General features: G+C 60.4%; 14 protein-coding genes. 8 read left to right on the top strand and 6 right to left on the bottom strand.

Annotated features, from left to right (window positions below; genetic code table 11):
* The first annotated feature begins 300 nt into the window (after positions 1-300).
* A complete protein-coding gene (locus GOB87_RS00850; protein WP_166312643.1) occupies positions 301-1905 on the top strand; it encodes a B12-binding domain-containing radical SAM protein in 1605 nt (534 codons plus the stop codon).
* Between the two features lie 573 nt (positions 1906-2478).
* Complete coding sequence (locus tag GOB87_RS00845) at positions 2479-3000, top strand: DUF4142 domain-containing protein (protein WP_166312642.1); 522 nt, start codon at positions 2479-2481, stop codon at positions 2998-3000.
* 117 nt (positions 3001-3117) lie between these two features.
* On the opposite strand, the gene GOB87_RS00840 is transcribed toward GOB87_RS00845, so the two are convergent.
* The gene (locus tag GOB87_RS00840; RefSeq protein WP_166312641.1) at positions 3118-4524 is read right to left on the bottom strand and encodes a coniferyl aldehyde dehydrogenase; all 1407 of its coding nucleotides are present in this window, start codon (positions 4522-4524) and stop codon (positions 3118-3120) included.
* Between the two features lie 99 nt (positions 4525-4623).
* Here GOB87_RS00840 and GOB87_RS00835 point away from each other — a divergent pair, with 99 nt between their 5' ends.
* Positions 4624-5232 (top strand): TetR/AcrR family transcriptional regulator, encoded by a 609-nt coding sequence (locus GOB87_RS00835; protein WP_166312640.1) that lies wholly within the window; start codon positions 4624-4626, stop codon positions 5230-5232.
* Positions 5233-5458: 226 nt separating this feature from the next.
* On the opposite strand, the gene GOB87_RS00830 is transcribed toward GOB87_RS00835, so the two are convergent.
* A complete protein-coding gene (locus GOB87_RS00830) occupies positions 5459-7375 on the bottom strand; it encodes a lysylphosphatidylglycerol synthase domain-containing protein (protein WP_373320730.1) in 1917 nt (638 codons plus the stop codon).
* A 181-nt stretch (positions 7376-7556) separates the two neighbouring features.
* Positions 7557-9212, bottom strand: coding sequence for a lysine--tRNA ligase (locus tag GOB87_RS00825; protein WP_166312638.1), 1656 nt, complete (start codon positions 9210-9212; stop codon positions 7557-7559).
* A 216-nt stretch (positions 9213-9428) separates the two neighbouring features.
* Here GOB87_RS00825 and GOB87_RS00820 point away from each other — a divergent pair, with 216 nt between their 5' ends.
* From GOB87_RS00820 to mdoH, 4 genes are read left to right on the top strand one after another with little or no spacing between them, the layout of a single operon-like run.
* Entirely contained in the window at positions 9429-10919 is a 1491-nt protein-coding gene (locus tag GOB87_RS00820; RefSeq protein WP_373320729.1) for a DegQ family serine endoprotease, read from the top strand.
* 60 nt (positions 10920-10979) lie between these two features.
* On the top strand, positions 10980-11339 hold the full coding sequence (locus tag GOB87_RS00815; RefSeq protein ID WP_166312636.1) for a winged helix-turn-helix domain-containing protein: 360 nt from the start codon (positions 10980-10982) through the stop codon (positions 11337-11339).
* A gap of 5 nt (positions 11340-11344) precedes the next feature.
* Positions 11345-12949 carry a glucan biosynthesis protein gene (locus GOB87_RS00810; protein WP_166312635.1) on the top strand — a complete coding sequence of 535 codons (1605 nt, stop codon included), beginning with the start codon at positions 11345-11347 and terminating at the stop codon, positions 12947-12949.
* Complete coding sequence (mdoH, locus tag GOB87_RS00805) at positions 12925-15090, top strand: glucans biosynthesis glucosyltransferase MdoH (protein ID WP_166312634.1); 2166 nt, start codon at positions 12925-12927, stop codon at positions 15088-15090. Before GOB87_RS00810 ends, mdoH begins: the two co-directional genes overlap by 25 nt.
* Before the next feature lie 58 nt (positions 15091-15148).
* On the opposite strand, the gene GOB87_RS00800 is transcribed toward mdoH, so the two are convergent.
* On the bottom strand, positions 15149-16600 hold the full coding sequence (locus tag GOB87_RS00800; RefSeq protein ID WP_166312633.1) for a pilus assembly protein: 1452 nt from the start codon (positions 16598-16600) through the stop codon (positions 15149-15151).
* A 358-nt stretch (positions 16601-16958) separates the two neighbouring features.
* Here GOB87_RS00800 and bfr point away from each other — a divergent pair, with 358 nt between their 5' ends.
* Positions 16959-17444, top strand: coding sequence for a bacterioferritin (gene bfr / locus GOB87_RS00795; protein ID WP_166312632.1), 486 nt, complete (start codon positions 16959-16961; stop codon positions 17442-17444).
* Between the two features lie 99 nt (positions 17445-17543).
* Here bfr and GOB87_RS00790 read toward each other — a convergent pair whose 3' ends face one another.
* Positions 17544-18179, bottom strand: a complete 636-nt coding sequence (locus GOB87_RS00790) for a hypothetical protein (RefSeq protein ID WP_166312631.1) — start codon at positions 18177-18179, stop codon at positions 17544-17546.
* A 132-nt stretch (positions 18180-18311) separates the two neighbouring features.
* Positions 18312-20486, bottom strand: a complete 2175-nt coding sequence (locus GOB87_RS00785) for a ComEC/Rec2 family competence protein (RefSeq protein ID WP_166312713.1) — start codon at positions 20484-20486, stop codon at positions 18312-18314.
* Positions 20487-20530 lie beyond the last annotated feature (44 nt).

Here is a 20530-nt window from a genome sequence, read left to right as displayed (position 1 = left end):
TTGGGTGTATAAACCCTTACCGATCCGGATGGAGCGTCCCTACGACGGTCGTTCGCTGAAACCTCGCTGTTCCACAAGACATGGAACAGCCCATCCGCATGCCCCGCCCGTCAGCGAGGACGACCGTAAAGGAGACTTGCGCCGTCCCAAGTCTCCCTGCCGACACCGCCCTGAATGGTGTCGCCCTTCTACTGTTTCCCCATTGAACCCGACTTTCCAAAACCCGGCGCGCTGTCGAAGAGCACGAGAGATCGTCCGCTTAGATCGTGATCAGCTGTTAAATCAAAGGACCTCTCCGCGATGACCGACAGCTGCAAGGTCTTGATGATCTTTCCGCTTTTCAACGCACATTCCTTCTGGAACTACAAAGAAGCCTGCGATCTGGCGGGAGCCCGCTACCCAGCGGCCCCGCTCGGTCTGATTACCGTTGCCGCCCTACTCCCCAAGAACTGGGAGATCAGGCTGGTCAATCGTAACACCGAGATTCTGACAGATGCGGATTTCGCGTGGGCCGACATGGTGATGACCGGCGGGATGCTTCCCCAGCGAAACGACGCGCTGCATATCATCGAGAGATGTCGCGCCGACGGCAAGCCGGTGGTAGTTGGCGGCCCCGATGTCACGTCGAGCCCCTCTCTCTACAGCGCCGCCAATTTTCAGGTTCTCGGAGAAGCCGAAGAAATTATGGGCGATTTCATCGCGGCATGGCGCAGGGGTGACAGACAGGGCGTCTTCGAAGCACCGATGGGAAAGACCGACGTCACCAAAAGCCCGCTTCCCCGCTTCGATCTGCTCAAGCTGGACCAGTATCTGCATGTCGGGGTTCAGTTCTCGCGCGGTTGCCCATTCAGTTGCGAGTTTTGCGACATCATCGAACTGTATGGCCGGGTGCCACGCACCAAGACCAATGCACAGGTCATGGCGGAACTCGATGCCCTGTATGCTCTGGGCTATCGCGGGCATGTCGATTTTGTCGATGACAATCTGATCGGAAACAAAAAAGCGCTCAAGAAATTCCTGCCGGATCTGAAACTCTGGCAAAATGAAAAGAATTTTCCCTTCGAATTTTCAACCGAAGCCTCGATCAACCTCGCCGACGATGCCGATCTGCTCCGCAGTCTGTCGGAGACGAATTTCTTCGCAGTGTTCGTAGGCATCGAGAGTCCGGATACGGACACTCTGGTCATGACGCAGAAAAAGCAGAACACCCGCCGCAGCCTGCAACAGAGCATCACCACAATCCATGAAGCCGGGATTTTCGTGAATGCCGGGTTCATCGTCGGGTTCGATAGCGAAAAAGGCAGTGTCGCCGCAGGCATGATCGAATGTATCGAGGATACGTCGATCCCGGTCTGCATGGTGGGTCTGCTCTACGCCCTGCCCACCACACAACTCACGCGCCGCCTGCTGGCCGAGGGACGTCTTTTCTCCAGTGATGACCAAACACAATCAGGAGATCAATGCACCGCCGGGCTGAACTTCGAGACGAAGCGACCGCGTCGCGACGTGCTGAACGATTACCGGACCGTTCTGGCCGCGATCTATGATCCGATGGCGTATTTCGGTCGCGTGCGCCGCTTGGGGCGGATGCTCAAGCGCGAGCGCACCCACCGGATGATCCGGGGCGATCTCCGCAGTTTCCTGCGTCTTCTCTTTCGGATACATCGCGCCGGACCCGGAACGAGCAAGCAATTCTGGCGTATGCTGCTGGATTGCGCCCTGCACAACCCGAAGGCGCTGCCTTATGTGGTTATGACCAGCGCGCTTTATCTGCATCTTGGACCGTTTTCGCGACAGGTCATCTCTGAGATCGATCGGGAAATCGAGAATGTGGATCAGGGGCGCTGGCAGGCACCGCCGCTCATGCGGCAGGCTGCTCAGGACACGCTTGAGCCAGTGGCGTGAACAGAGATGCGCCGATCTATGGGCACCTGCCGCAATAGCTGTGAGGAGCTTGGCCTCATTGCGATCAGTTTTGTCCGGATTGTGGGGTTTGTCGTCCGTTAGCACACGGTCCAATGACGCTTATATCCGTTCGATCTGTGATATTTTCTTCCTTTTTCCGGGAAAGGTGGGCAGCACGCTGGGGAATGAAAACGACAGATGCAGAGCGTCCAACATGCGTACCAGTGTGAACGCCACTCCAATATCCAAGATAGGGAAGGACGCCTTCACTGTTGAGAAAGCGCGTTACGAAAACCATAACTCTGATTGGACATAACTTCTTTAGTTCCTCGAAAAAGGCTGCATTTTATAAAAGTTCCTACCAAGTAGAAAAATATTCAAAAGCAATAAAAACCGTGCAACTTTCCTCTGAACGTGTCGTTCGGAATTTATGCTCTTTACAGAGTTATCCTCAGCAATCGACATCTATGCTAAACTTTAGAAAATATCGGCACATATTGGCTTTCTATCGCCAATATCTGTCCTGATGCCTTCCCAAGACCATCCCTTTTCCGTCGCATAAGGAAAGCGAAGATGAAAAAATCTTATCTTCTTGTCGCAGGATTGTGTTTCTCAATACCTGCTCTTGCTCAATCTCTCCCGGAAAAAACAGGAGTCAATTCCATGATGGGAATTGCACCAAAAACGGATGATTTCATCCGGAGCGTTGCCTGGAGCGATCTGTTTGAGATTCAGTCCAGCCAGATAGCCCTGCCAGATCCCTCACTTAACACATTTGCTTCCAAGATGATCGCGGACCACCAGAAAACTTCATCAGAACTGAAACAGATTCTCAGCACGAGCAATATAGCAACTACGCCTCCATCTTCTGTTGACGATACACATCAAAAGAAACTGGACACACTGCAGGGTCTGCATGGTGACAGCTTCGTCAGCCAATATCGAAAGGATCAGATTTCCGCTCACAAAGATGCTCTGTCACTCTTCCGGCGTTATGCGAAGAGCGGTGAAAATGAAGCGCTGAAGAAGTGGGCTGGCGACACCATACCTACTCTTGAGGAACATCTGAAAATGGCTGAGAACTTACCAAAGTAACGCGGGGTAAGATAATCAGTGACGGTAATGCTGGTGACGTGGGTAGCGGGCCGTGTGGCAAGCTCCGCATCAACACGATGCCCGGCAAGGCCGCCCCCCGATAAGCAGAGCGCGTTGTCATCGCAGAATAAAATTTGTGATGACATCGGTGAGCTTGCCGAATGGCGGTTGAAGCATCGTTGCCACGTTGAACCGGCCTTGCTTATAAATGCCGCGAGGATGCGTAAGCGCCATGAAGCCTTCCTTTCCATGATACGCTCCGATGCCACTTTCCCCCACGCCGCCAAACGGCAGATCGTCCTGCACATAATGCATCAATGTGCCGTTGATCGTCACGTTTCCTGAAACCGTGCGCTTGAGAAGCCTGTCGCGTTCAATGCGGTTGTCGCCAAAATAATACAGGGCCAGAGGCCGGGGACGCGCGTTAATAAAGGCAATCGCCTCATCCAGTGTGCGGTACGTCAGTACGGGCAAAACAGGTCCGAAAATTTCCTCCTCCATCACCGCCATCTGCGGTGTCACATCCAGCAGCAGCACCGGCGCCAGAACATGATCCGCAGTTGAGTCGTTCCCCAACCGGATCACCCGGGCGCCCTGTGTTTCGGCATTGTCGATCAGACCGCTCAACCGCTCGTAATGATGCTGGTTGAGGATGGCCGTATAATCGGGTGACCCGGCGTAACCGCCCGGATGCAGTTTTTTCACAGCGTCCTGATAGGCCGTGGCAAAAACGTCCTTGTCGCCTTCATGAATCAACACGTAATCCGGCGCGACACAGGTCTGTCCGGCATTGATCAGCTTGCCGAATGCCACACGGTCTGCCACCCATTGCATGGAAAAGCCGGGCTCGATCACCACGGGAGACTTGCCGCCGAGTTCGAGCGTAACCGGGGTCAGGTTACTTGCCGCTGCCTCTGCGACCTTCTTTCCGACCGCCGTACTGCCGGTGAACAGGATATGATCGAAGGGCAGAGCTGAGAATGCCGCGCCCATTTCGCCATTTCCCGTGACGACAGAAATCTGCTCCGGCGGAAAGACGGCCTGAACAATCTCTCCAATCACAGCCGATGTGGCCGGTGTGAATTCAGAGGGTTTGAGCATGGCCCGGTTGCCGGCGGCAATCGCTGTCGCCAGCGGCACAAGGGCGAGGGAGACCGGATAATTCCACGGAGCGATAATGCCCACGACCCCAACCGGCTGACGAACCACCCACGCACGACCAAACTGAAAATATGTGGAAACATGCCGACGTTCCGGCTTCATCCACTGTCCCACATGCCGGATCATGTAATTGATCGACTGCACCAGCGGGATCAGTTCCACAATGGCGCTTTCCCGCTCCGACCGCTGGCCAAAATCGGTTTTCAGGGCGCGCACGATCTCGATACGTCGCTTCAGGATTTCAGCTTTCAGACGACGCAGATCAGTCCGACGCTGTTTCAGATCGGGTGGTCCGGCACGCAGGCATGCGGCACGCTGGCGGTCGAGAATACGGAGCAGGTCAGCGGGAGCAGCATCGGACATTGCACCCTCCATGTTTACAGGAGAAACTTATGTGGGCAGGATATGGAGTATGACGATCTGGCGTCAATGAAAGTTTCTTGTGTAAACATGGTCTCACGAATGAGTGAAACGAAAGACCATCCCTATCATCATGGCGATCTACGTCGCACACTGATCGACACGGCGCTTGCCATGCTCGCCGCAGATCAGAACTGGACCTTCACCCTACGGGAAGTGGCGCGGCGCACGGGAGTCAGTCACGCAGCGCCTTACAAGCATTTTCGCGACAGGGAAGAACTGCTTCGAGAACTGGCCAGGATCGGTTTCGTCAGGCTTGGGAAAGCCATGACCGAGGCCATGTGCCCGGATCTTCCTTCCACACGCGCGCACTTCATGGCGGCGGCGCAGGCCTGTATCGAGTTTGCGTGTCAAAATCCCGGCCTTTATCGTCTGATGTTCAGTTCCGATGCCGACAAAACGATAGATCCGCAGTTGCATGACGCGGCCAAGAGCACTTTCGGGATTCTTCTGGATCTTCTGGAACGAGGACAACGCGACGGAAGCTTCCGGCCGGTTGCCGTCAGCGCCATGGCGGCGGCAAGCTGGGCGCAGGTGCACGGCCTGGCCATGTTGGCCATCAATGGCCAACTTCTTGATGAGAAGGTCGGGCCAGCGCCAGTCCCTGCCGCGCTGGATGTATTACTGGATGGCATGTGCTGCACCGATTGATTGGGCCACCGTACGACGCCCGCTTTTCGGAACTGATCGGCCTACTCTCCGAACGGCGAAAGGTCTTCGAACCCTATCACCTTTTACTACCCCAACCGACGACAACACTCCTCGGCAATGGCTGCTTTCATTGCCGCATCACGGGCTTCAATACGGGAGTAGTGCCTGTTTTTGAGATACCCAACATTCGCAAGCATTGATTTCTGACATGGAGGCGAAACCGGCCCTACTTCCGCCCCACCAACACCGCCCGCACCAGTCCGATCTGCTCCGACGGGCAGCACACATAACTCCCCGGCCCGTCCGCCAGCGGCCACGCCACCAGCCCGATATCGGCATAAATCGGCAGGAACGTCGCCCCCGTGCGCCAGAACACGGGTTGCAATCCTTCCTGCATCGCCAGATCGCGCAAGCGCCAGATGGCCGAAGCGCAATCCACATCGTCCCCGGCGGGATCACCCAGCCCGACCAGCAACATGCCCCGGCGACGGAACGGAAGCACCGCCGTCCCGGCTTCCCCCGCCACCACGCCATCCACAACTGTGCCCGGCAGGCGCGGCAATGCGTGATCGTGCGCGTGATACCAGTTCGCCGTCTTGTCATTCCAAGACCGCACCACCACACGACCGGGCCGCGCCAGACGGGCGATCACCACCACGGACAACAATACCGCCAACAACATGACCCAGCGCGCGTGACTGCCCTCGGGCACCAGCAAATCCCACCATCCGTCCGCGCCTTCGCGGTGCGTGGCGATCACCACAGCGCAACCGATCAACAGCAGCAACGAGAGCAGCGTGGAGAAAGACAGCGGCTCGCTCAGCAAACGCGCGTGACGGTAATAACAACGACGGAATGGCGCGATCAGAAAGGCCGAGAAGGCCAGCACCGCCGGCACCGGCAACGCATTGCCACGCAGGAAGGTCAGTGCGGCAGACGCCACCAGAAGTGACAGCGTCGCCCCCCACGCCAACGTCACGCGCTGCGACAGCCCCACGGCCAATGCAATCAGCACCGCACCCACCAGCGTCAGCACATAATCACCCACATAATGCGCGGCCAGAACCGTCACGCGAGACGCGCCGTCCGGCACTACGATCGGATTGATGAGCGGCAGGATCATCAGCAGCACGCCGCACATGGACACCGTACCGGTGGACACACCCACGGAGAAATCCGCCTCGCTCTCGCGCACCGCCAGACTTGGGCGTCGCTCACGCACTTCATCGCTTTCGCACGACTTGCCCTTTTTACGCGCCAGCACCGCGTCTCCGCGCAGAAACAACTCGTGCGCCGCGAACATGCCGCCCGCGAGGAAAAGCGGAACGATGTAGTAAAACAGACGGAAAACAAGGATCACGCCAATGATCTGCGCTTTTGGCATATACGGCCCGAGGGCCAGCAGCATGGCGCTGTCGAACACCCCAAGGCCGCCCGGCACACTCGCCACCAATCCCGCCGTGTAGGACGCGATGTAGATGGCAAGGAACGACGGATAATCCACCGTATCGGGCGGCAGCAGCACCCACGCGATGGCGGCCGTCGCTGCCATATCGGCCGCCGACACCACGGTCTGCGCGATGGCCATGGGTGCGGAAGGCAATTCCACCGTCTTGCCGCGGAAGGTGAACTCCCGCCATTTCAGGCCCGCCAGAATATAGGCCAGCACACCCAGCCAGAGCGCGATTCCCACGCCCGCCACGACCGGCGTGGGCACATGACCGCCCGGCCCCGGCACGGCGCCCGGCTCGATCAGCAGCACACTGCCGATCAGAACCGCAGCGCCCAAAAGATAGGTGACGGAACAGAACGCGATGATATGCGCGATGGCGAACGGCGGCAGGCCCCAGTTGCGATAGAGCCGAAACCGCACCGCCGCGCCGGAGACGGCGGAAAAGCCGAGATTGTGCGAGAGCACATAGGAGCAGAAGGCGGCGAACGCCGTGCGCAGCCACGAAATCTGTGGATGTCCCACCTGAATGACCGCAAGCCGGTCATAGAAGGACAGGATGAAGTAAGACAGGAACGTGCAGCCCACGCCCGCCAGCAACGCCGTGTCGGGAATACTGGCGAGAGCAGCACGGATGTCCGCCATGCTGAGCGAGTGCAGTTCGCGCCGCACCACCACGATGGCGGCGATCATCAGCAGCAGGCCAAGGAGATGCGGCGCGTGCCGGAGCCAGCGCTTCCATCCTCTGGGGCGCTCCTTGAGAACCGGATCGCCCGACTCATCTGCCCGTGCGGTCAGTTCCGTGTCATCGGGCGGCAGTGCGAGGCGCTCGTCCTCAGGCAGGCGTGTCATCGGACCGTCTCCGCACCGACGCTCAGGCCTCGGCGCTCCGCACCAGCGCGGCCTCGATCAGCGCAATGGTGCCGCGCACGCCATAAAGCGCGATGAACCCACCGAAACGCGGCCCTTCGCTTTGCCCCAGAAGCACTTCGTACAGACAGGTGAACCAACTCCGCAGCGGCTCGAACTGGTGACGTTTGCCAATCTCGAAGACAAGATTCTGAAGTGTCTCCGCGTCCGGAGCCTCGTCCTCATACATCCGCAGCGAGTTGGCCAGATCGACGAGGGCCGCATGTTCCTTCTCGTCCGGCAGACGATAGCTTTTCGCCGGGCGCACGAAATCCGCATAGAAGGTGATGGCGCGTTCCACCAACGTGGCGAGCATCGGATGCGTCTCGGGCGAGACATTCGCATCGTAGCGATGGATGAAGCCCCACAACACGTCCGGCGTCTCGGCATTCGCCACGCTGGCGAGGTTGAGCAGCATGGCGAACGACAGCGGACTGCCCGCATGATCGGGAATGTGGCCACCATGGATGAACCACGCCGGATTGGCGCACAGAGCAAGACGATCCGCATCCAGCGTCGCGTCTTCCGCGCCCGTGGACACGCGCGCCTGAAGGGCTGCCGCCTTGTCCGCATGTGCGAGATATTCGTCCGCCGCTTTCGGAATCACGTCAAAGAACAGGCGCTTGGCCCGCTGCGGCTGATTGAACATGAACTGCCCAAGGCTCTCGGGTGGGGCGTAACGCAGCCACTCCTCAACGGACAGACCGTTACCTTTGGACTTGGAAATCTTCTGTCCGTGCTCATCGAGGAACAGCTCGTAGGTCAGGCCTGCCGGGGGAGCGGAGCCGAGAATGCGGCAGATCTTGCCCGACAGACGCACGCTGTCGATCAGATCCTTGCCCGACATTTCATAATCCACGCCCAGCGCGTACCAACGCATGGCCCAATCGGCCTTCCACTGCATCTTGGCAGCGCCGCCCGTCACCGGCGTCTCGAAGCGTTTGCCGTTTTCATCGGTCCACGACACCGTGCCCGCCACCGGGTCCACCTTGTCCATGCGCACCTGCATGACATTGCCGGTCTCGGGGTGAATGGGCAGCACCGGGGAGTAGGTCTCACGCCGCTCCGCGCCGAGCGTGGGCAGGATCACGGCCACGATCTCGTCATGCACCTCCAACACGCGCTTGAGCGCCGCGTCGAAGCGACCCGACGTGTAATATTCGGTGGAAGACGCAAACTCGTACTCGAAGCCGAAGCCATCGAGGAAAGAACGCAGGCGCGCGTTGTTGTGGGCGGCAAAGGAGTCATACTTGCCGAACGGATCGGGCACGCGCGTCAAGGGCTTGCCGATGAACTGCTCCAGCATCTCGCGGTTCGGCACGTTGTCCGGCACCTTGCGCAGCGCGTCCATATCATCCGAGAAGGCCAGCAGGCGCGAGGGACGTCCCGTCAGCGCGGTGTAAGCCTGACGCACCCAGCTCGTGCGCGCCACTTCTCCGAAGGTGCCGATATGCGGCAGGCCGGAGGGGCCATATCCCGTCTCCAGCAGCGCCGGGCGCTCGTCGCCCTTTTTCGCCACATGCTCGGCAAGTTTTCGGGCTTCCTCGAACGGCCACGCCTTGGGCGCACTACCGGCCGGAAGGAGGGAACGGACTGCGGAATTGGCACTGTTCTCGGACATGGTGGCGGAAGCTAGGAAGACGCGCGCGTCCGGTCAATGCAAATCACGCGCTGTTACATACACCGCCGGACTGTAACGGCACGAACGGGTGAGCTATGGGTGAGAGAACGACTCGCCGCTCCAGACTGAAAAGCCCCATTGTTCATGCGCGTTTCCGGCCCTTCCCGTCCGCTCTTTCTCTCCCTCGGCCTTGCCTGCGCATTATGTGTCGGCACCATGCTCTCGCCAGCATGCGCCGAGCCACAGGCACCGCCCGCGACGGCTCCCATGCCATCGATCTCCACCAACGCGCAGGGGGTGCCCGACAGCTTTGCCGACCTTGCGGACCGGCTTCTGCCCGCCGTTGTCAACGTCTCCACCCAGCAGACGCTCAAGGGCGACTCCGATGAAGACGAGGATGAGGACGAAGGCGGACAGACCCCGCAGGTACCGCAGTTCCCACCCGGTTCTCCGTTCGAGAAGTTCTTCCACGACTTCATGAACCGCAAAACTGCCCCCAACGCGCCGCCCCGCCGGATGCAGGCGCTGGGTTCGGGCTTCATCATCGACCCCGAGGGCTACGTGGTGACCAATAACCACGTCATCCGCCATGCCGACCGCGTCACCGTCACCCTGCAGGACAACACCACCCTGCCGGCCAAGGTCATCGGTCACGATGACCGCACCGATCTCGCCCTGCTCAAGGTCAGCGCGCCCAAGCCGCTTCCCTTCGTTGCATTCGGTGACAGCGACACGGCCCGTGTGGGCAACTGGGTGCTGGCCATCGGCAACCCGTTCGGTCTTTCCGGCACCGTCACGGCGGGCATCGTGTCCTCGCGCGGGCGCAATATCGACCAAGGACCGTATGACGATTTCATCCAGACGGACGCCCCCATCAACAAGGGCAACTCCGGCGGCCCGCTGTTCGACATGCACGGCGCGGTCATTGGCGTGAACACTGCCATTTACTCGCCCTCGGGCGGCTCGGTCGGCATCGGCTTCGCCATCCCCTCCAATGAGGCCCGGCGTGTTCTTGAGCAGCTTCGCAAGACCGGCCACGTCTCACGCGGATGGATCGGCGTGCGAATTCAGGCTGTCACGGCGGAAATCGCCGATGGGCTAGGGCTGAAACCCGCCAAGGGCGCTCTGGTCGCGGGCGTGGAGCCCAAGGGCCCGGCAGCGCAGGCTCAACTCGCAACGGGTGACGTCATCCAGCAACTCGACGGCAAGCCGATCGAAGGCCGCGCACTGCCCCGCCTGATCGCGGATCTCCCGGTGGGAGCGCAGGCGCATCTGAGTGTCTGGCGCAAGGGCAAGACCATTGATGTGCCCATTACCATCGGCGCGCTCCCCGAGCCCAAGGATGAGGCACAGACAAGCAAACCCGCGCACCCGGATGCCGGTCCTGCTGAAAAATCCGTCGATCTCGGGCCGTTCGGATTCCGCGCCAGTTCCATCACGGACGCAACACGCCGCAAGTTCCGCCTGTCGGAAGATCAGAAAGGCGTGGTCATCACGGACGTGGCCGAAGGCGGTCCCGCCATGGATCGTGGCCTCAAGCCCGGCGATGTCATCACCGAAGTACAGCAGACACCCGTGAGCACGCCCGCTCAATTGCGGCAGGGTATCGAGGCGGCGCGCAAAGACAAACGCCACTCCGTGCTGCTTCTGGTCCACGACATGGACGGTCTTCGCTGGGTTCCCTTCCCGCTGGATGGCGACCATTGACCTCCCACCTCACGATGTTATGCGCAGATGGACGGGGCAGCAAAACAATGGGGGATCGTGATGTCGGCTGAGATACGTCTCACCCTGCGTATGGATGTGGACGGCCATCCGGCATTGGGACATGGCAAGATTCGCCTGCTCGAACAGTTGGCGGAAAGCGGCTCCATTTCCGCCGCCGGGCGTGCCATGGGCATGTCCTATCGTCGGGCGTGGCTGCTGATTGATGCGCTGAACAGCCAGTTCCACACACCAGTGGTGGAAACCCGGCCCGGCGGCGGCGGCGGCGCGCGTCTGACCGAAACGGGCAAGACCGTGATCCGCTGTTACCGACAGGCGGAGCATGACGCCCGCGCAGGCGCCCGCGCGCCACTGGACGAACTGGCGAGCCTGCTCCGCCCTGAAAATGACGCAGCATCCTGACCACGATGCCGCATGACCCTTTTTCCAAGAACAGAGTCGGGAGAACACGAAGCGTGACACCCCCAGTCTTCCGCCGCGACCTCCTGCGTGCGGGCAGTGGCGCCGCCTTTGCCGCTCTTGCAACGGACTTCCTTGCTTCCTCCGCTCGTGCCGCCGAGAGCGCTCCCATAGTACCCGCCTCCGTGCCGTTCGATCACGAAACCGTTACCCGCATGGCGCGCGAACTGGCTGCAAAGCCTTACAGCGCGCCCGAGCAGTCGCTGCCCAAGGCGCTCGACAATCTGAATTTCGATCAGTTCCGCTCCATCGAATACCGTCCGGATCAGGCCCTGTGGCACGGACAGAATCTCGCCTTTGACGTGGAGTTCTTCCATCGCGGCTTCCTCTACCGCCCACGCATAGCGATTCATGAAGTCGTGGACGGCAAATCGACCGCCGTGCCCTACACTCCCGATCTCTTCAATTTCGGCGATCCGATGCTCCGCGTAACCGATGATCTCGGTTTCGCCGGCCTGCGGCTACGCTACGCCATCAACACGCCGGGCGTGATGGAGGAGTGCGCGGTCTTTCTCGGCGCCTCCTATTTCCGCGCCGTCGCCAAGGGGCAGAATTACGGCCTGTCCGCGCGCGGCTTCGCCGATGGCACGGGCGATCCGAAGGGCGAGGAGTTTGCGCTGTTCCGCGCCTTCTGGCTGGAAAAACCGCAGCCGGGCGTGGACTCGATCGTCATTCATGCGCTGCTCGACAGTCCCTCCCTTGCGGGTGCGTTCCGCTTCACCATCCGTCCGGGCGACACCACCATCTTCGATGTGCAGTCAGCCCTCTTTCCGCGCGTGAAAATCGAGCAGTCCGGCATCGCCCCCCTGACGGGCATGTTCTATTTCGATGCCAACGACCGCAACCACATCGACGACTGGCGACCGGCGGCCCATGACAGCGAGGCGCTCCAGATCTGGACCGGCTCGGACCTCCAGCTTTACCGCCCGCTGCGCAATCCGCTGGATCTTCAGTTCTCAGCCTTCACCGACATCTCCCCACGCGGTTTCGGCCTGATGCAGCGTCGTCGGTCCTTCCACGATTTCGAAGATCTGGCTCTCGACTACGAAAAGCGCCCCTCCCTGTGGATCGAACCGATCGGGGACTGGGGCGCGGGCGCGGTCGATCTCGTGGAAATCCCCACCCCCAACGAGGTGAACGACAATATCGTCTCGTTCTGGCGGCCCAAGGAACCACTGCAGGCCGGGCACGAATACACCTACACCTACCGCATGTATTGGGGCTGGGACGTGCCGTTCCCGACCGATCTCGCCCGTATCGGCGCAACCCGTGAGGGCGCCGTGACGGACCACAAGGACGGCCGGTTCTTTGCCATCGACTTCACCGGCGGCCCGGTGGCCGACAAGGGACAGGACGCGAAGTTCCACCTCATTCCCAATACGTCCGCAGGAACCATCCGAAATGTGGTGGTGGAACCCAATCCCAACATCAACGGCTGGCGCACGACGTTCGAGTTCTATCCCGGTGACGCCAAGTTGGCCGAAATGAGCGTCGTGCTTGCCGATGAACAGGGACCCGTTTCGGAACAATGGATGTATCGTTGGACACCGTGACCTCCGTTCCTCCGCAGGCGGCGACTGGCGTTTTCCGCGCCCTGCCGCCCGATGCCCCCCTGCGCATGGACGTGCAGGATCTGCACGCGGCACCCGATCGGCATGGACGTGACGCCACGCCATCCACCGAGCCGAAGCTGATCGCGCTCCGCCGCTTTGCCGTCATCGGCCCAGCGCTGGCGCTCACGGCCTATGGCGCGTGGCAGACGCATCTCGTGCTCGACGCCAACGGCGCATCCGTGCTGGGCGTCATCATGGAAGTGCTGTTCGTCCTGCTCTTCTTCTGGATCGCGCTGTCTTTCACCTCCGCGCTGGGCGGATTCTGGTCGCTTCTCACCGGGGGCGGCCTCGGCCTTGGCATCACAAAGGATGGCCCCCTGCCGTCCCTGAACACCCGCACCGCCCTTCTGATGCCCACCTACAACGAAGACCCGCACCGGGTTATGGCGGGATTGCGCGCGATCCACGACAGCCTGCGTGAGACGGGACAGGCGGATCGGTTCGATATCTTCATTCTTTCCGACACCACCAACCCCGATGTCTGGGTGGCGGAAGAAGCCGCGTTCCTCAAACTGCGCCACGACACGAACGATGCGGCGCACATCTTCTATCGTCGCCGCCCCAAGAACACGGAACGCAAGGCCGGCAACATCGGCGAATGGGTCCGTCGCTTCGGCGCGACCTATCCGCTGATGGTCACGCTGGACGCGGACTCCGTGATGGATGGCCGCACGCTGGTGCGCATTACTGCTGCCATGGAACGCAATCCCGGCGTGGGGCTGATCCAGACATTGCCGGTCATCACGGGCGGCACGACGCTGTTTGCCCGTATGCAGCAGTTCGCAGGACGTGTGTATGGGCCGCTGATCGCCCATGGTATTGCATGGTGGCATGGGGCCAGCAGCAATTACTGGGGCCACAACGCCGTCATCCGTACCGCCGCCTTCGCCGAACAGGCGGGGCTTCCGGCGCTTCCGGGCCGCAAGCCTTTCGGCGGCCATATCCTCAGCCACGACTTTGTGGAGGCCGCGCTGATGCGACGCGGCGGCTGGGCCATTCACATGGTTCCTGCCCTGTCGGGTTCATACGAGGAAAGCCCCCCCTCCCTCACCGATGTGGCGATCCGTGACCGCCGCTGGTGTCAGGGCAATCTCCAGCACTACAAGGTGCTGCCCACCAAAGGGCTGAGCTGGGTCAGTCGGATGCACATGATCGTGGGCATCTCGGCCTATCTCACATCGCCCCTGTGGCTGATCTTTCTGCTGGTGGGCATCCTGATCTCGCTCCAGGCGCACTTCGTGCGGCCGGAATATTTCGGGGACACCAAGACGCTTTATCCGCACTGGCCGCAGGTCGATCCCGTGCGCGCGAAATTCGTGTTCATCGCCACGATGGCGATCCTGCTTGCCCCCAAACTGTTCGCCTATATCGCCCTGCTGTTCGATCGCGCCTCCCTCAAGGGCTGCGGCGGCATGATCCGCACTGCGGCCTCCGTGCTGGTGGAAACCCTCATCGGCGGTCTGATCGCGCCGATTGCGATGTTGATCCAGACAAGCGGCGTCATCTCGATCCTCAGCGGACAGGATTCGGGCTGGAATGCCCAGCGACGCGATGACGGCGGCATCCCGCTGAGCACCATCGTGCGCGGATACTGGCGCTACACCCTCTTCGGGGTAATCCTCGGCGCCTGTGCATGGGCCGTGTCGTTCTCGCTGTTTCTGTGGATGACGCCAGTGCTGATCGGGTTGGTGCTGGCCATTCCACTGGCGGCCATTACCGGAAGTCGCGACGTGGGACAGGCTTTCCGTCGCGCAGGACTGCTGCTGGTCCCCGAAGAAACGCATCCTCCCGAAGTTCTGGTGGAAGCGGCTCAGGCTATCGCCGCACCCGGGTCGGATCTGCCGGAAGAAGCCATGGCAGCGCTGCGCTCCGATCCCACGTTGCTGGCCGCCCACCGCGCCATGCTGCCACCGCCTCGCAAACCGGGGGACCCGATTGACCCGGACCAGCTTGTCGGCGTCCTGAAAGTGGACGAAGCGCGCTCGCTCACCGAGGCGGAACGCAAACTGACGCCCAAGGAAAAAGCGGCTGCGTTGGGAACCGCCTCAGCCCTTGAGCGTCTGGAAACGCTGCCGCTTTAGCGAGACAGGCCCCAGTCCACGGAGTGTTCGCGCTTCTTCACCTGACCCGTCTGTGCCCTCAGTGCGTCAGGTGAAGGGCGCTGTCCGCAATGATCGTGTCGAACACGGACGAGAGGGCCTGCTTGATGGCGGGGCCGTCATCGGCCTGAATGAAATCGGTGCTGGCAGAAGCACAGGTCTGCATGGTGTACTGCATGCTGCCTTCGCCCGTTCCATCGAACGGTGCCACCAGCGCGTCATAAAGCGTGTTACCGGGAATGGGATAATAGGGAACCAGAACAGAAAAGAGGCGCACGCCTTTGTTCTTCAGTGCTGTGCAGGCTGCGCCGTAATTCACGTCCACAGCCGTATGCCATTTACCACTGGCCGAATAGAGTTCCTCGGCCCCGTCCGAAATGAAGATGATATAGGTTTTCATGCTGGAGGATGAGGATCCATCCCCAACATTCTGAAGATCGGTGGCTACCTGTTGCAGAGCCGCCTGTGTTTTCGTGTAACCGCCATTGTAATCCGCCCAATCCGAGGGAGACCGGTTGGGATTGTTATACTGATTGGCAAAAGGCGTGGCGTCTTCGATATCCACATTGGCTGCAGCGCTCGTGGCCTGGGAAAGGTCCGTGGTCGGGAGCACCACACGGGAGAATACAGTGCCAAACGTATCGATCCCAACCGTAATGTGATTACGGTCATCCTGAGCATATTGGACAAGCTGAGAAACGAACGCCTGCAAGGACTGACTGACATAATCGATTTTCAGGCTGATCCCCGATGCCTTTGCCACGGTCCGCATGTCGCAGGGAGGACGCCAGACACTATACCAGCCCGATCCCTGCCACTGGCCAGAACTCGATAGAACGCAGTTATTACTGATGGCGTCGTATCCATGTGGATCGTGACAGGCAAAGGCGCATTGACCCGGACCGTTCTCCAATTGCTGGATGTCCGAAGGTGTGCCGCCAATTCCCATCGAATTGGAAATATCCACAAGAAACAACACCTGAATATAGGAATTGCCCTGCGCCATGGTGGCCGTTGACTGAACGGAGACGGTCTTATTGCCTGCAGGCAACAGTCCAGAAAAGAACAACTGTGGCGTCTGGCTCAGAGCGACGGTGACGCTGCCCGAATAACTTGTCTGGGGCGTGTAGCTGACAGTCACCGATGGAACGGAAGAAAGGCCACTGATCTGTGCATTGGCCGTAACCATTGACTGAGCCGTCGTACGGGCGACGGCCAACGCGGCGTCTGTGGTCGTGCTGCTGCCTGATGCCAGACTGTTGTTGGCCTGCTTCGCCGCCTGCAAAGAGGCGGCATCTGCCAGCGATTGCAATTTGCTGCGGGTATTGACCACCGTGCGCAGATCCACCGCCGCCGCGACCCCGAGCATTACGGGAAGCGCAGACAGTGCGGCGACCACCATCACGCTCCCACGACGGCACATCCACCATTTCGTCAGGGCGGGAACAAGAAAACGGGAGAGATACAGAGAAGAAAAGTCAGGGGGGCGCAAACGCACCTCTCTTGGAAAGTCTATAAAAAAGAAGTGTTTTCCGGCACATCCGCCCCTTCACAGTGGCAACGCGATCAGCCGGTAGTGGAATTTTCTCTTTCATCAGCAAAAGATTAATTTCCTCTCTACAGCCGACCTACCCTACTTTTTTCGATAAAACCTCCTGCAATATCAGCATTCCCAAATATTGCCTTGAACATGTCCCACCACAGTCTCACCAAAGATTTACTGCGACTTGAGAATGCAAGTCATTTCTGCTATTACATTGAGAAATAAAGGATTTTCTTCTTGCATGCGTCACAGAATCTGACGTAGAGACAGGACAGGAAACATTCCCCACACGAAGGAAAATGCCGTCATGGCCGTCAAAGATCCCAAGGTGATCGAGCACCTGAACATCCAGCTCACCAATGAGCTGACAGCAATCAACCAGTATTTCCTGCATGCGCGCACGCTGAACCACTGGGGCGTGACCCTGCTGGGCAAAAAGGAATATGAGGAATCCATCGAAGAGATGCGTCACGCCGACTGGCTAATCGAGCGCATTCTCTATCTCGGCGGTCTGCCGAACGTGCAGCGCTACAACACCGTCCTGATCGGTCAGAACGTCAAGGAAATCCTTGAATGCGACCTCAAGCTCGAAGAAAAGGCGCTGGCCGATCTTCGTGAAGGTATCGCCTACTGCGAGAGCGTGCGCGACTACGTCTCACGTGACCTGTTGATCAAGATCCTCGACAACGAGGAAGAGCATGAGGACTACCTCGACCGTCAGTTCGACCTCATCAAGCAGATCGGCATCGAGCGCTACATTCAGCTCAATTCCGCGCCCGCCAACGAGGAATAAGCCGTCCAGGCCAGCAAGTCTGGTCTGAGACGCCCGCAAAACACCGGTTTCCACCGCCTGTCATGGCGGAGGAAGCTGGCGTTTTATCGTTTAGAGCCCTCATCCAACGGCACAGATCTGTGTCGCCCCATGGGGCCAGAGAACCTGAGCCAGCCTCATGTCCTGAGAGCGCCAGCGCGACAGCGTGGCCAGCGAAGCCGCTGCTACAGGCGTGTCACTTTCCAGCACCATATCACGCTGCCTTCGGGTGATGGCCACAGATCGTTCAGGGATTGCCTGCGTTTCACTCAGACTATCCGTTCTCGTGCAGGCCCGGCTCAGCAGCCAATAGCCCGCCGAAGCCAGACAGGCACCAAGTTGCGTCATCGCTTCGGCAAAGGATGCGATCACATGCCGCTGGGGAAACAGGCGCCGCAAGGTGGCCCGCACCCCTTTCTCGTCGCCCTTCTGAGCAAGCGCCGTCGCGTCCAGCAGCGCCATTTCCGTGGAACTGACAGCCCCACAACCTCTCATCCTGACATCGGGCGGCATCACCCCGGCGCCGGAGCAGCGATCCAGCGCATGGCGGAAAGCCGTTCCCAGCGCGTCGAGATCCTCGCGGAAGAACATACCCCCCAGAGAGCCGAATCCCATCCGGCAGAAAGGCCGTCCGGGCCCGACCAGATAGCGCAGCATCCAGACCGCCACGCGCTCATCGGCAGAAAGTTCGTGCAGAATATCGGAAGTCGCGATCATGACATCCATCGGACCTGATGGCCCGTCCCTCCTCGTGATGCCTCACCTTAATTGCAAACCATTCTCATTTGCAATTAAAAATCACTCTCATCCGATCACGATCTCAACTGTTTTCGTGAAGAGAGCAGCCCCTCATTCCGCCTGCGCCAATGGAAGGTTCGGGACGCCATGACGTCCCGGCCGCATTACCCACGGACGCGCACCCGTCCACGCCCGATCCGACACGATCTTGATCTTCCCCGCTTCAAGCCAGATCGCTTCCGCGCCCTCACGCCAGACCGTGAACCGGTCAATCCGCGGAATAGCGCGACACGACGTCCGCGCAGGCGAGACACTCACGAACAGATCCATGCCATCGCACAAGCCGGGCGGCACGATGTGCATTCCATCCGAATCGTCCATCAGACGCAGGAGAAGGGACTGGCCATGCCGGGTCAGCACACACAGACCGGGCGCGCCGTCCTCTCCACAGACCAGATCGCCATTGGCGCTTTCACTCGTGGGCAGCGACATCTCCGTCACAGGTCGTCCGAAAGCCTGCCCCAACTCCCGCCGCTCGAACCATGCATCCCGCGACCGGCCAGCCACCAGAAGCTTCCCGCCGTCCCGCACCGCTACGACGCCTCCATCGGGCGCCACCACCACATCTGGCAATGTGTGATAGAAGGGCGAAAGAAAACCGACCAGCATGGGCAGCAGTCCCAGTAACCGCCAGCGTCGCGTCCACAGACACAACCAGCACAACCCCAGCAGGAACAGCGTCAGCCCCCAACCCGGCGTCATTGGAACAGCCAGACGGGCTGCGGGCCAACCGGCCACGGTGCGCGCCAGCCAGATGATGCCGTCGATCCCCCAGCCCATCGGCACAAGCGCCAGCGTTTCCAGATGCAGCGGCATCAGCAGTAACGCTATCAGCCCCGCCGGCATCACCCACAGCGCCGTCATCGGCACTGCCACAAGGTTCGCCACCACGAAAAAGGGCTGGATTTCTCCAAAATGCGCCATGGAAACAGGCAGAGTCGCCCCGCCCGCCAGCAGGCTGGTCAGCGCGAGCGTCGTGACATGCACCCCGAAGCGGCGACTCACCCCACCCTCGCCATGCAGGCGGCGTAATGGCTGGCGTAACACCTCGTAGCCCGCGATCAACGCCATGACAGCGGCAAACGACATCTGAAACGGCACATCCAGCAAAACGGACGGTCCCGTCAGCAGCAGAACCAGCGCCGCCACCGCCAGCCCACGCATCGACGCGGCATTTCGTCCGGTCAGCAGGGCCAGAACCACCAGACACGCCATCACCAGACTGCGCAGAGCAGGAAGATGCAGCCCCGTCATCGCCACATACAGCACACCGCCCGCCAGCCCGCAGAGAGCCGCGATTTCCTTGCAGGGCCACCGCAACGCCACCCACTCGATGGCGGCCAAATCGTAGCGCGCCACCGTCACCACAAGTCCCATCACGATACCCAGATGCAGCCCGGCCACGGCCAGAAGATGCGCAAGGCCGGATGCGGCGAACGCCTCCCGATCCATCTGAGGAATGGCGCTGGAAAGACCAACAAGCAACGTCGCGGCGATGGCGCCGTTGGTGCCCGGCAGCACGGAATGAATGCGCGCTCCGATCCCTTCGCGCAGCCGCTCCCACAGGGAAGACGCGCGTTTTCCCACACCCGTATCGCCCGTCACCACGGTCGCGGCATTGAGAGCACGTCCGGTTCCGGCCTCCCCCTTGAACCAAGCCTCCCGTTGCAGGTCGCGGGCACCGGGTATTACCGGAAAAGGCGGCGCCGTCAGCAAAGCCCGCACCCGCAGTTCGTCACCCGCCGCCAGCACCAGCGGGTCGTCGTTGCGCAGACGGATGCGCAGCGTGCGGGCCAACGGCGCCATGCCGTCATCCACCCATGTCTCGAAGCGCACATTCGCAAGCGTCACCCGTCGCCCACCGCTTTCCGCGCCTTCACGTGGGGCAAGCTGGTCAACCGCCCGAACGTGTCCGCTCAGCATGACGGCGCGCCGTGGCAGTTCCGGCATTGGCGGCAGGCGGTGACACTCCGTCCATGCCGCCAGAAAACCGAGCGACAGACACAACACCACAGATCCCACCACACGGGCACCGATCCGATACCAGCCGTATATGAGAATAAAAATGGAAAAACCCGCGCTCAGCAGCGCGGGCCAGAACACCGGCTCATGACGTGGCTGAAAATAAAGCAGCACACCGAAGGCCACGCACACCGGCAACCAGACCGGCAACCGGTGCCGTTCAGAGAGAAGGCGCTCTTCCAGCCATCCAACGATCTCGGCCATCAGACGCATGAAACGGTACAGGGCACCATCAGCAAAGATTTACT

Source organism: Acetobacter estunensis (assembly GCF_011516945.1).
Classification (GTDB): domain Bacteria; phylum Pseudomonadota; class Alphaproteobacteria; order Acetobacterales; family Acetobacteraceae; genus Acetobacter; species Acetobacter estunensis.
The sequence above is the reverse complement of the archived record's forward strand: the minus strand, read 5'-3'. Positions and strand labels throughout refer to the sequence as shown.